This window comes from Microbispora rosea, assembly GCF_044460045.1.
Taxonomy (GTDB): domain Bacteria; phylum Actinomycetota; class Actinomycetes; order Streptosporangiales; family Streptosporangiaceae; genus Microbispora; species Microbispora rosea.
Genome location: NZ_JBITJO010000006.1, coordinates 169,394 through 181,659, shown reverse-complemented (window position 1 = coordinate 181,659; position 12,266 = coordinate 169,394). Strand labels below are relative to the sequence as shown.

The window sequence follows — 12,266 nt, the reverse complement described above, 5'->3', positions numbered from 1 at the left end:
GCAAACGAGCGGAAAGGCCCCTCGTCGTGGCAGCACCGCAGAACTACCTCGCGGTCATCAAGGTCGTCGGCATCGGCGGCGGCGGAGTGAACGCCGTCAACCGGATGATCGAGGAGGGACTCAAGGGCGTCGAGTTCATCGCCATAAACACTGACGCCCAGGCGCTGCTGATGAGTGACGCCGACGTGAAGCTCGACGTGGGGCGCGAGCTCACGCGGGGTCTCGGCGCGGGCGCCAACCCGGAGGTGGGCCGCAAGGCCGCCGAGGACCACCGGGAGGAGATCGAAGAGGTCATCAAGGGCGCCGACATGGTCTTCGTGACCGCGGGCGAGGGCGGCGGCACCGGAACCGGCGGCGCGCCGGTCGTGGCCAGCATCGCCCGCTCGCTCGGCGCGCTGACGATCGGCGTGGTCACCCGGCCCTTCAGCTTCGAGGGCAAGCGCCGGGCCATGCAGGCCGAGGCCGGCATCGAGACCCTCCGCGAGGAGGTCGACACGCTGATCGTCATTCCGAACGACCGGCTGCTGTCGATCTCCGACCGCCAGGTGAGCGTGCTCGACGCGTTCAAGGCCGCCGACCAGGTGCTGCTGTCCGGTGTGCAGGGCATCACCGACCTCATCACCACGCCCGGTCTGATCAACCTGGACTTCGCCGACGTGAAGTCGGTCATGTCTGGCGCGGGCTCGGCCCTCATGGGCATCGGCCACGCCAGGGGCGACGACCGGTCGGTCGCCGCCGCGGAGATGGCGGTCTCCAGCCCGCTGCTGGAGGCGAGCATCGACGGCGCCCACGGCGTGCTGCTGTCCATCGCGGGCGGCTCCGACCTGGGCCTGTTCGAGATCAACGAGGCGGCCCAGCTGGTCAGCAACGCCGCCGCGCCCGACGCCAACATCATCTTCGGCACGGTCATCGACGACGCGCTCGGCGACGAGGTGCGGGTGACGGTCATCGCGGCCGGGTTCGACGAGCCGGAACCGGCCAAGCCGGCGGCCGCGCCGCTGTCGCGGCCCCAGCAGGCTCGTCCTGCGACGCCCGCACCCGCGGCCCGTCCCGCGCCCGCCCCGGCCAAGCCGGAGCAGCGCGCGGAGCCCGCGCAGCCGCCGGTGCGTCCGGTGAGCGGCGTGGCGCAGCCCGCGCCCGCGCAGGTGCAGCCCGTGAATCCGCCGGTGACCCAGTTCTCGGTGAACGCGCTTCCGGCGAACCCGGTGCCGCCGCCGTCCCAGCCCGTGAGCCAGCCGGTCCAGCAGGCGACCTCGCAGGCGGCGTCCCCGCCGGAGGCCCACCAGGCCGAGCCGGTCACGCCGTTCCCGCGCGACGCGGCGGCGGACGGCGGGCGCGACCAGGGCGCCACCGGGCCGCTGTCGATCCCGCGCCCGGCTCCCGAGCCGCCGACTCCGATCACCTCCAGGACCACTCAGCCCGGCCCCCGGCGTCCGGTGGTGTTCGAGGAGCAGGAAGAGGAGCTCGACGTGCCGGACTTCCTCAAGTGACGTTGCACGTCCGTACGGCCGGGGGCGCGGTCCGTGGGTGACCGGCGCGAGGAGCTGGCCGCGGCCCTGGCCGAGGTGGAGCGGCGCATCGGCGACGCCTGCCGGGCCGCGGGCCGGTCGCGGTCGGAGATCACCCTGATCGCGGTGACGAAGACCTACCCGGCCTCCGACGTGCGACTGCTCGCGGAGCTGGGCGTGTCGCACGTCGGCGAGAACCGCGACCAGGAGGCGGCGGCCAAGGCGGCCGAGTGCGCCGGTCTCGGCCTCACGTGGCATTTCATCGGCCAGTTACAGACGAACAAGGTCCGCTCGGTCGCCTCCTACGCCCACATGGTCCACTCGGTGGACCGCCCCCGTCTGGTGGACGCGCTCGGCCGCGAGGCCGTACGCGCGGGGCGCGAGGTGGACTGCCTCATCCAGGTCGCCCTGGACGCCGAACCGGGCGAGGGCGGGGCCGGGCGGGGCGGCGCCGCGCCGCAGGAGGTGCCGGCGCTCGCGGGACTCGTCGCGAAGACGGAGGGGCTTCGTCTGCGGGGGGTCATGGCGGTCGCCCCGCTGGGGGAGGACCCGTCCGCCGCGTTCGCCCGGCTGCGGGCCGTCGCGGAACGGGTCCGCGAGGAACACCCCGCCGCCGATGTCATATCGGCCGGAATGAGTGGAGACATCCCCCAGGCTGTGGCGAACGGCGCGACACACCTGCGTGTCGGTACGGCGTTGCTCGGCCGCAGAAAGCCCTTCGTCAGGTAATGTCCCCCAAGTGGACCATGGTGTCCGCGCTCAGGTAGAGGTCGATCAGCGGTGAGCTCCAAGGGGGGTACGGCTACCGCCCTGGCCTTCCGAAGGGACCTTGAAGGCACCAGTAACGCGGAGGACGACGAGCGATGGCCGGCGCGATGCGCAAGATGGCGGTCTACCTCGGTCTCGTGGAGGACGACCGCTACGAAGACAGGTACGCGGCAGAGTACGGCACCGACGAGGAGTACGGCGACGAGGAGTACGAGTCGCCGCGGCGCGGCTTCGCCGCTCCCTCGGGCGCGCACTCGGGGCCCTTGGAGCGCGAGGACGACACCGAGACGGCCGTCCCCGCCCCGCGTCCTCCCACAACCGTGCTCGAGCGCCGTACGACCGATCTGGCGCGCATCACCACCCTGCATCCCCGCACGTACAACGAGGCGCGGACGATCGGCGAGCACTTCCGCGAGGGCACGCCGGTCATCATGAATCTGACAGAGATGGTCGACAGCGACGCCAAACGCCTTGTCGATTTCGCGGCAGGTCTCGTCTTTGGCCTACACGGCAGCATCGAACGTGTTACCAACAAGGTGTTCCTGTTGTCCCCCGCCAACGTTGAGGTGACCGCCGAGGACAAGGCCAGAATCGCGGAACGCGGCTTCTTCAACCAGAGCTAGAGTTCCATACATGAACAGTGACCGGCTTAGCGGTGCCCGTGTGGCCCGGGGACGGCTGGACCGAGGGGAGGCGGGGCTCGACCGTGGGGATCATTAGCGAGATCTTGGTCATCGCCCTGACCCTCTTCCTGGTTCTGCTGATCGGCAGAATGATCATAGATACGGTGCAGGCGTTCGCCCGCGCCTGGCGGCCCACCGGGGTCGTCCTGGTGCTGGCGGAGGTCGTTTACACAGTGACCGACCCGCCTCTCAAGTTCCTCCGCCGTTTCATTCCGCCCCTCAGGTTGGGTACGGTGGCCTTTGACCTGAGCTTCACAGTGCTGTTCATTGTGGTTTTGGTCTTGATCCAAGTCGTGAACGCGCTTCGTTGATCGGGTACCGTCCGACCGGACAGACTCCAAGCGCGCCAAGGAGACCCAAATGCCGTTGACGCCCGCTGATGTGCGGAACAAGCAGTTCAGTACCACCCGGCTGAGGCCGGGGTACGACGAGGAGGAGGTCGACGCGTTCCTCGACGAGGTCGAGGCCGAGCTGGACCGCCTCATCCAGGAGAACGAGGAACTCCGCGCGAAGCTGGCCGAGTGCCTCAGAGGCAAGGTGCCCGGGGGCATGGGCATGCCCGGCTCCATGCAGATGGCGCCCGCTCCCGTGGCCGAGCCGAAGCCCGAGATGATGGCCCCCCAGCCGGAGCCGATCAAGCCTCCGGAGCCGGCCCGTCCCGAACCGGTTCCCGTCGGCATGGGTCTGCCGCCCGCCGAGGACAACATGGACACCGCGGCCCGTGTGCTCGCCCTCGCCCAGCAGACGGCCGACCAGGCGATCGCCGACGCCCGTCGCGAGGCGGACGAGACCGTGACCCGCGCCCGGCGTGAGGCCGACGACATCCTCGGCAAGGCCCGCCGCCAGGCCGAGCAGATCATCGGCGACGCCCGCGCCCGTGCCGAGACGCTGGAGCGCGACGCCCAGGAGCGGCACCGCCAGGCCATGGGCACCCTCGTGCAGACCCGCGACGAGCTGGAGCGCAAGGTCGAGGAGCTGCGCAGCTTCGAGCGCGAGTACCGCAGCCGCCTCAAGCTGTACCTGGAGAACCAGCTCGCGGAGCTCAACGTCGCCGGTGAGGGCAGCGGAGGCTTCCCGATCGTGGGTGCCGCCCCGGCCATGGCCCACGCCGTCGCCCCCGCGCCCCCGCAGATGGGCGCCGCCCCCAACCCGTTCGGCCAGGAGCCCTCGCAGCACTCCGGCGCCTTCCCCGGACCCGACGGCCCCCACAACGACCGCCGGTAAGAAGTGGCGGGTCCTCACAGGGACCCGATAGCTCGGAGAACCCCCCGTGATCCTCATCAGTGCCGCACTGGTCCTCGCCGCAATCGTCCTGCTCATCGCGGGCGTCGTGCTGGGGACGCCTCCTCTCGTGATGTGGTCGATCGTCGTCAGCGTGCTGTCGGCGGTCTGCCTGCTGATCGGGGCACTGCTGAGACGCCACGAGCTGTTCCCTGCCGGTGGGCGTGCCGCCGAGGGAACCGCTCCCACCCCCCAGGGTTCGTCCGTGCCCCAGCTCGCGCACGTCGGTGCCGTGAGCGGGGCGTACGGCGGAGCCCTCGCCGGGGCACCGGCGCATCCGGTGGCCACGCCCATGCTGGCGGCCCCACCGGTCACACATCACGGGGCATTGCCCCCGCAGACCTTCCCGTCCCCGCCGCCCCAGCGGACGGGACCGATCACGCGGCCGCCGGCCGGTTCCGGCCGCGGCCTCGCCCCCGACGCGATCGTCCTCGTGATCCCCGGGCGCAAGCGCTTCCATCTGGCCACCTGCCGCCAGCTCGCCGGGCGTGAGACCGAGGAGCTGACGCACGAGGAGGCCCGCGAGGAAGGCTTCACCCCCTGCACCACCTGTCTCCCCGAGATCTCCAGCCGCACGGCGGAGCCGGAGGAGGCCCCATCCCGTGGCGATACCGCCCGCGACGACGCGGCCCCCGACGAGGGCCTCCGCGCGGAAGCCGCCCCCACGACCACCACGCCTTCGGCCGGGACCTCCGGCACGACCGGCAGGGAACCGTCCCGTTCCACGCCCGCTGATCGTGAGCCGCCTGTCGCGCGGTTCCCTCAGCCCGGCGTCCCGGGGCCGCGCCTGCCCGAGCCGTCCGACGACGAAGCGCGTGAAGAGCCCCGCGAGACGGTGGAAGAGGCGTCCGGGAAGACAGCCGGCGACGGCGAGGCCGATGAGCACGACGGTCCGGCGCGCGACACGGTCTCGCAGGCCGATGGCGGGACCGAGGGCGAGGGGCACGCTCCGGTGGACTGGTTCGGCCGGGGCGCGCCGGCGGAGTCCGGCGCCGAGACGACGACCCCGCGGTCTGCCGCCTCCACCCCGCCGTCCACGCCCGCGGGCTCCACTCCGCCGTCCTCGCCTTCCGCCTCGTCCTCCGCGGCATCTTCGGGATCGTCGTCCGATTCCTCCGCGCCGTCCCGGCCTTCTGCCACGTCATGGTCCGCACCGGCCTGGTCTCCGCCGGCTGCGGGATCGGCGTCGGGTCCGGCGGACGACGAGACGGACGACTCGCTGACCGACACCGCGGAGCACGACTGGTTCAGGCCCGGGGCACCCCTGCCGTGGGACCCCGCACTGTCGAAGGCCGCCGCCGGCGAGGCGGCGAAGGAAACTCCGTCGTCGGAGGACGGCGAGTCCGACGGACCCGCTGCTGGGGGCAAGGCCCAGGCCGCGGCCGCGCCGCAGCGGGCCGCCTCCTCCCGCTCGGACGACGAGCGGGACCGTGACGACCAGAGCGGATCCGGGGCCGGGGACGCGCACTCGGCGTCCCGCTCTGAGGACGCCCCCACGCCCCCGCCCACGGGGGCCCGAAAGCCGGTGGAGCCGGCAGAGACCCCCGGATCCGGGCGCGCCGGATCCGCGGCCTCGGCCGGCTCCACCACCGGCCCGGCGCCCGCCGCCGGGAGCACCGCCGACGAGAGCGCCGGAAAGGGCGCTGCGAAGAGCACCGGGAAGACCGGCACCGCCAGTACGCAGGACGGCGAGGACGAGGACGACGGCGCCGACGCGGCGGAGCCGTCCGCGGACGGGGACGCGCGGGTGCGGGTCATGGTCGGCACACGGCGCTACCACGAGGCCGGGTGCCCCCTGATCAGCGGGATGGGCGAGTCGGGCATCGAGACCATGACACGGGCCGAGGCCGACGAGGCCGGCCTCACCCCCTGCTCGGTCTGCCAGAACGACCGTTGACACCCCGGGCGTGACGCCGGGCGAGACAGGCCTCCGCGCCCGCGGCTTCCGCTTCATGCGCCCGCGCAGTAGGGCCTACCGCAAGCCCTCTGCGTCCGGCGTCACGGACCGGCCCCGGCCGTTCCCGGTGGTGAGGGGGAGCAGCCCGCGGGCGTCCAGGACCTGCCGGGCGAGTGTCATCGCCCCGAAGACGCGCGGGAAGCCCGCGTACGGAAGCGCTTGCATGATCGCCTCCACGAGTTCCCGGGGCCGCAGGCCCGCGTTGAGTGCCGTCTCCATGTGCGCCCGGAGCTGCGGCTCGACCCCGCCGAGGGTGATCAGCGCGCCGATGACGACCAGCTCCCGCCGGGCGGCGTCGAGCCCGGGACGGGCGTGGACGTCCCCGTAGGCGAACTCGACCGCAAGCCGCGACAGGTCCGGGGCGATGTCGGCGAGGGCGTCGTACGCCTCGATGCGGGTGGCGCCGAGCTCGGCCTGGCGGGCGAGGCCGCGTTCGTAGCGCCCCATCACGCGGGGGCCTCCCCGCCGTGGCGGGCGGTGAAGCCGAGGATGCGGTGCCAGGCGTCGGCGCAGGCCTCCTGCCACCGGTCGTAGGAGTCGTCGAAGAACGAGTGCGGAGCGCCGTCGTACACGTGCTCCTCGTATTCCTTCCCGGTCCGGTCGAAGGCGGCGGTCAGCGTGGCGTACTCCTCCGGAGTGGTCACCACGTCGGCCCCGGCGAGCAGCATGAGCAGCGGCGCGGACGGCTCGGCCGCGCGGTCGCCGAGGAAGCGGGGCGGACCGTAGAAGCCGATGGCGCCGGCGAGGCCGAGCCCGGCGGCGCCGAGCCGCCAGGAGTAGCCGCCGCCGAGGCAGAAGCCGACGCTGAACAGCGGGCCGGGATGCCAGGCGCGGATCGCCGCGGCGGCGGCCGCGGCGTCGGTTTCGACATGAAGCGGTTGCAGCAAGGCGAGGTGGGCGTACCCGTCGAACGAGTCGTCCCGGTCGCCGGTGCCGGCGCTGCGCCCGTAGTAGTCCATCACCAGGGTGTGGAAGCCCGCCTCGGCGAACCGCCGCGCCAGGCTCGCGTAGAACGGGTGCAGCCCGCGAACGTCGGGAAGCAGCAGCACGTTGCGGCCGTTCGGCACGGCCGGGGCGGTCCGGTAGGCGCGGAACCTGTTGCCGTCGACGGTGCCGATCTCCAGGGGCCCGTGTTCCGCCACCCCTCCGGTGACGACGGGGGCGGCGGGCGGTCTGCTGTCGATGTCGTGGCACATCGTGGTCTCCTCTTCGTCGGTGGTCCGTTGACGGGAGCCTCCCGCGCGCAGGGCGGGCGGCCCAGGCCCGGCGTGTACGGGTACCGGCAGGGCCACCCTGAGCCCACCCGGGGCCGCGAAGAAGCCGACATACTGGACGTCGTGGGAGATCGACACGAGCTGGCGGGCTTCCTCCGGTCTCGCCGGGGGCGGATCACGCCCCAGACCGCGGGGATCGCCGCCGGGCCGCGCCGCCGGGTGCGGGGGCTGCGCCGGGAGGAGGTCGCGCAGCTCGCCGGGATCAGCGTCGAGTACTACCAGCGGCTGGAGCAGGGGCGGGTCGCGCGGCCGTCGCCCGAGGTGCTCGACGCCCTCGCCGCGGCGCTCCGCCTCGACGACGTGGAGCGCGAGCACCTGCGCACGCTCGCGGTACGGGAACGTCCCCGGCGTGCGGCCCGGCCCCAGGACGTCCGGCCGGAGCTGACTCGGATGCTGGACCTGATCCACACGCCCGCCATGGTCGTCGACGACCGGTTCGACGTCCTCGCCGCCAACGCGGTCGCGGTCCGCCTCTTCGCCGTCGACACCGCCTCGCCCGTACGGGCGAACCTGGCCAGGCGGCTGTTCCTCGACTCGGGGAGCAGGGACTTCTACGTCGAGTGGGCCGAGGTGGCCGCCGCGACCGCCGGGCAGCTGCGGGTGGCCGCGGGGCTGTACCCCGAGGACGCCGAGCTGGCCGAGCTGGTCCGTGAGCTCCGCGACGGCAGCGAGACCTTCCGCACGCTCTGGAACGCCCGCGAGGTGGACGTCCGCACCTCCGGGACCAAGAGCTTCCGGCACCCCGCCCTGGGCACGATCACGTTCTGCTACGAGAACTTCGTGACGGCGGGCGACCCCCGGCAGCGGCTGGTCGTGTTCGTCCCCGCTGCCGACGGTGCCGCCGACGCGGCGGTGCGCCTGCTGACGACGTGGACGCGCACCGGGCCGCTGTCCCCGGCGAAACGCTGATGGGGCCGGTCGGCGACCGGCCCCATCAGTGAGGAGATCAGGCCTTGCGGAGGCGGAAGGACAGGCCGAGGTCGGCGTCCTCGTGCATCGGCAGGTCCTCGTCCGGGGCGCCTTCGGTGAGGCTCGCCGCCAGCACCTCGTCGGCGACGGCGTCGCCGCCCTCGCGCAGCGCCTCGGCAAGCTCACCCTCGGCCGACCACCACAGATCGATGCGGTCGGTGATGGACAGGCCGGTGGACTTGCGGGCCTCCTGGACGAGCCGGATCACGTCGCGGACCAGGCCGGCCCGGCGCAGTTCGTCGGTGATCGCCAGGTCCAGCGCCACGGTCTCGCCGGTGCCGGTGTCCACCGCGCCGGTCTCCACGGCCCAGCCCGACTTGGGCTGCTCGGTCACGATCACGTCGTCCGCGCCCAGCTTCACCGTGCCCAGCTCCCCGGCCTCGACCGTCGCGGACCCGCCCGAGCGCAGGGCGCGGGCCAGCTCCGCCGGGTCGGCGCCCGCCACGGCCGCGGCGACGAGCTTGGTCTGCGAGCCGAACCGCTTGCCGAGGCTGCGGAAGTTGGGCTTGACCGTGAAGGTCACCAGGTCGGCGGAGAACCCGGACAGGTCCTCCAGCCGCTGGACGTTGAGCTCGTCGGCGATGAGGTCGCGCAGCTCGCCGGGGAGACCGGCCCAGCCGGGGGCGCCGACCAAGGCCCGGCCGAGCGGCTGGCGGGTCTTGAGCGACGACGAGGCGCGCGCCGACCGGCCCAGCTCCACGAGCCGGCGCACCAGCGCCATCCGCTCCGACAGCTCGGGGTCGAGCAGCGCGGCGTTCACCTCCGGCCAGGTGGCCAGGTGCACGGAGGCCGGGGCGTCCTGGTCGCGCAGCACGTCCCACAGGTAGTCGGTGAGGAACGGCACGAGCGGGGCCATGAGCCGGGTGACGGTCTCCAGGCACTCGTAGAGCGTCGCGAACGCCGACGCCTCGCCGGACCAGAAGCGGCGGCGCGAGCGGCGGACGTACCAGTTGGACAGGTCGTCCAGGAACTCGGTGAGCCGTCGCCCGGCCTTGGCGGTGTCGAACTCCTCCATCGACGCGGTGACGTCGGCCACCGTGCGGTGCAGCTCCGCCAGCGCCCACCGGTCGATCAGCGGCCGCTCGGCGTACGCCGGGGCCTCGGCCACCCGCGAGGGGGACCACGCCTCGGCGTTGGCGTAGAGCGTGAAGAACGACGCGGTGTTCCAGTAGGTCAGCAGGACCTTCCGGACGATCTCCTCCAGTGCCGCGTGGCCGATCCTGCGGGGAGCCCAGGGGGACCCGGAGGTGGCCATGTACCAGCGCAGGGGGTCGGCGCCGTGCTGGTCCATGAGCGGCATCGGCTGCAGCACGTTGCCCAGGTGCTTGCTCATCTTGCGGCCGTCCTCGGCGAGGATCAGGCCGAGGCAGAGCACGTTCTCGTACGACGACCGGCCGAACACCAGCGTGCCGACGGTCATCATCGAGTAGAACCAGCCGCGGGTCTGGTCGATCGCCTCGCAGATGAACTGGCCGGGGAAGGAGTTGTCGAAGACGTCCTTGTTGACCAGCGGCGCGCCCCACTGCGCGAACGGCATCGCGCCCGAGTCGTACCAGACGTCGATCACGTCGGGCACGCGCCGGGCCTCCGCCTGACACGTCGGGCAGGGGAAGGTCACGTCGTCGACGTACGGACGGTGCGGGTCGAGGCCGGTCAGGTCGCGGCCCGCCAGCTCGCCCAGCTCCTTCAGCGAGCCGACACAGGTGACGTGGTCCTCGTTCTCCGAGCAGACCCACAGCGGCAGCGGCGTGCCCCAGTAGCGGGACCGCGACAGCGCCCAGTCGACGTTGTTGCGCAGCCACTCGCCGTACCGGCCGTGCTTGATCGTCTCGGGGAACCAGTTGGTGCGCTCGTTCTCGGCGAGAAGCCGGTCCTTGATCGCGGTGGTCCTGATGTACCAGGACGGGAGCGCGTAGTAGAGCAGCGGGGTGTGGCAGCGCCAGCAGTGCGGGTAGCTGTGCTCGAAGTGCTCGCCGCGGAACAGCAGGCCGCGCTCGCGGAGGTTGTCGGTCAGCGGCTCGTCGGCGTCCTTGAAGAACAGGCCGCCCACGAACGGCACGTCCGGCAGGAAGCGCCCGTCCGGGCCGATCGGGTTCACCACCGGCAGGCCGTAGCGCTTGCAGACGGTCATGTCGTCGGCGCCGAAGGCGGGGGCCTGGTGGACCAGGCCGGTGCCGTCCTCGACCGTGACGTACGTGCCGAGCACGACGTAGTGGGCGCCCTCGATGTCCACCAGGTCGAAGGGGCGCCGGTAGACGGTGTGCTCCAGCTCGGAGCCCTGGTAGGTGGCCAGCACCTCGGCGTCCTCGCCGAGGACCCGCCGCAGCAGCGGCTCGGCCACCACCAGCACCTCGTCGCCGCGCCGGGCCGCGACGTACGTCACGTCGGGGTGCACGGCGACCGCGGTGTTGGACACCAGGGTCCAGGGGGTGGTGGTCCAGATCAGCAGCGAGGCGCCCATCTCGGCCAGGGGACCGGAGACGACGGGCATCCGCACGTACACCGACGGGCTGGAGACGGTCTCGTAGCCGCCGGGCTGGCCGAGCTCGTGGTCGGACAGGCCGGTGCCGCAGCGGGGACAGTACGGCGTGATCCGGTGGTCGCGGAAGAGCAGGTCCTTGTCCCAGACGACCTTGAGCGACCACCAGACGGCCTCGACGTACTGGGGGTCCATCGTGCGGTAGGCCTGGGACATGTCGACCCAGTAGCCCATCCGCTCGGTCATCTCCTCGAACGCGTCCACGTGCCGCAGCACCGACTCGCGGCAGCGCGCGTTGAACTCGGCGATGCCGTACGACTCGATCTCGGGCTTGCCGGACAGGCCGAGTTCCTTCTCGACGGCGACCTCGACGGGCAGGCCGTGGCAGTCCCAGCCGGCCTTGCGGGGCACGTGGTAGCCGCGCATCGACTTGTAGCGGGGGAAGACGTCCTTGAAGACACGGGCCTCGACGTGGTGGACGCCGGGCATGCCGTTGGCGGTCGGCGGACCCTCGTAGAACACCCAGGACGGGCCGTCGGCGTTCTGCTCCAGCGAGCGCTCGAAAACCTTCCCGTCCCGCCAGCGTTCGAGGACCTCGTGCTCGAGGGCCGGCAGGTCGACCTGCGCGGGAAGTGAGCGGAAATAGTGGGAAGACATCGTCGGGCGGGACCTCCACGCGGTGGCTGTGACAGCGCTGCTGACATGGCGTGAAGGGACGAAGCCGGGGACGGCTCCGCGGTACCACCCTTCTTGACGACCGGCATGGCCGGGCGCCCTCTCGTTTTCTCTCCGCTGCCGGTTCTACTCGGCCGGGACGGCCTTTCCTCCGGCGGCTCCGGGGTGATCTTCCCTGCGCGGCCCGCCCCGGGCTCACACCGTCCCCGGGTCGCTGAGCGGGCGGATGCGGAGGTACTCGTCCCCATCAACGCCTTGCAGACTACGACGATAACGCAACGCGGGCGGAAGGGCTTCCCGATATACGGCCGACGTTCCGGGTGAGACCCGGCTCGTCCCGGGAATACGTGGGAGGAACACAGGCGGGCCCCGCGATTGTTGTGGGGGTGTGCGGGTGGGGCCCGGTGGCCGTCCAGGACGATCGAGGGCGGTCCCGTGGGCCGTCGCCTCGGGATTCGGGGCATGGGTCCCGGTGGCACCGTCCGCAACAAAAAGATCGAAATAGAGCGCGACGAGGAGGAGCTGGCCAAATACGCCACCCGGTTACGGATGGGGTAAAAGCCTCGGCGATTCCGTTGCCGACCTGTTATCGGCGACTTATTCTGCCCGGACCGGCTCGAATCGCACCCGCCGGAAGGGTGCCCCGGGCCCGAAGGGTTCTGGGCGAAGGGG

10 protein-coding genes are annotated in these 12,266 nt (G+C 72.2%); 7 read left to right on the top strand and 3 right to left on the bottom strand.

Annotation, left to right across the window (positions count from 1 at the left end):
* Positions 1 to 26 precede the first annotated feature (26 nt).
* The 6 genes from ftsZ to ACIBK1_RS25640 all read left to right on the top strand — a co-directional run bounded on the left by ftsZ (position 27) and on the right by ACIBK1_RS25640 (position 6,137).
* On the top strand, positions 27 to 1,490 hold the full coding sequence (ftsZ, locus tag ACIBK1_RS25665) for a cell division protein FtsZ (RefSeq protein WP_396738222.1): 1,464 nt from the start codon (positions 27 to 29) through the stop codon (positions 1,488 to 1,490).
* 33 nt (positions 1,491 to 1,523) lie between these two features.
* Complete coding sequence (locus ACIBK1_RS25660) at positions 1,524 to 2,237, top strand: YggS family pyridoxal phosphate-dependent enzyme (protein ID WP_396738219.1); 714 nt, start codon at positions 1,524 to 1,526, stop codon at positions 2,235 to 2,237.
* 134 nt (positions 2,238 to 2,371) lie between these two features.
* Complete coding sequence (locus ACIBK1_RS25655) at positions 2,372 to 2,899, top strand: cell division protein SepF (protein ID WP_030509056.1); 528 nt, start codon at positions 2,372 to 2,374, stop codon at positions 2,897 to 2,899.
* A gap of 104 nt (positions 2,900 to 3,003) precedes the next feature.
* Positions 3,004 to 3,270: a YggT family protein gene (locus tag ACIBK1_RS25650; protein WP_205829672.1), complete on the top strand. Its 267-nt coding sequence runs from the start codon at positions 3,004 to 3,006 to the stop codon at positions 3,268 to 3,270.
* 49 nt (positions 3,271 to 3,319) lie between these two features.
* The gene (locus ACIBK1_RS25645; protein ID WP_030509058.1) at positions 3,320 to 4,183 is read left to right on the top strand and encodes a DivIVA domain-containing protein; all 864 of its coding nucleotides are present in this window, start codon (positions 3,320 to 3,322) and stop codon (positions 4,181 to 4,183) included.
* A gap of 46 nt (positions 4,184 to 4,229) precedes the next feature.
* Positions 4,230 to 6,137 (top strand): hypothetical protein, encoded by a 1,908-nt coding sequence (locus ACIBK1_RS25640; RefSeq protein ID WP_396738216.1) that lies wholly within the window; start codon positions 4,230 to 4,232, stop codon positions 6,135 to 6,137.
* Positions 6,138 to 6,212: 75 nt separating this feature from the next.
* On the opposite strand, the gene ACIBK1_RS25635 is transcribed toward ACIBK1_RS25640, so the two are convergent.
* Positions 6,213 to 6,644: a carboxymuconolactone decarboxylase family protein gene (locus ACIBK1_RS25635; RefSeq protein ID WP_396738213.1), complete on the bottom strand. Its 432-nt coding sequence runs from the start codon at positions 6,642 to 6,644 to the stop codon at positions 6,213 to 6,215.
* Entirely contained in the window at positions 6,644 to 7,393 is a 750-nt protein-coding gene (locus tag ACIBK1_RS25630) for a dienelactone hydrolase family protein (protein WP_396738210.1), read from the bottom strand. Before ACIBK1_RS25630 ends, ACIBK1_RS25635 begins: the two co-directional genes overlap by 1 nt.
* 141 nt (positions 7,394 to 7,534) lie before the next feature.
* Here ACIBK1_RS25630 and ACIBK1_RS25625 point away from each other — a divergent pair, with 141 nt between their 5' ends.
* Positions 7,535 to 8,380, top strand: coding sequence for an MmyB family transcriptional regulator (locus ACIBK1_RS25625; protein ID WP_396738207.1), 846 nt, complete (start codon positions 7,535 to 7,537; stop codon positions 8,378 to 8,380).
* A 37-nt stretch (positions 8,381 to 8,417) separates the two neighbouring features.
* On the opposite strand, the gene ileS is transcribed toward ACIBK1_RS25625, so the two are convergent.
* On the bottom strand, positions 8,418 to 11,576 hold the full coding sequence (gene ileS, locus ACIBK1_RS25620; RefSeq protein WP_396738204.1) for an isoleucine--tRNA ligase: 3,159 nt from the start codon (positions 11,574 to 11,576) through the stop codon (positions 8,418 to 8,420).
* Between the last annotated feature and the right edge of the window lie 690 nt (positions 11,577 to 12,266).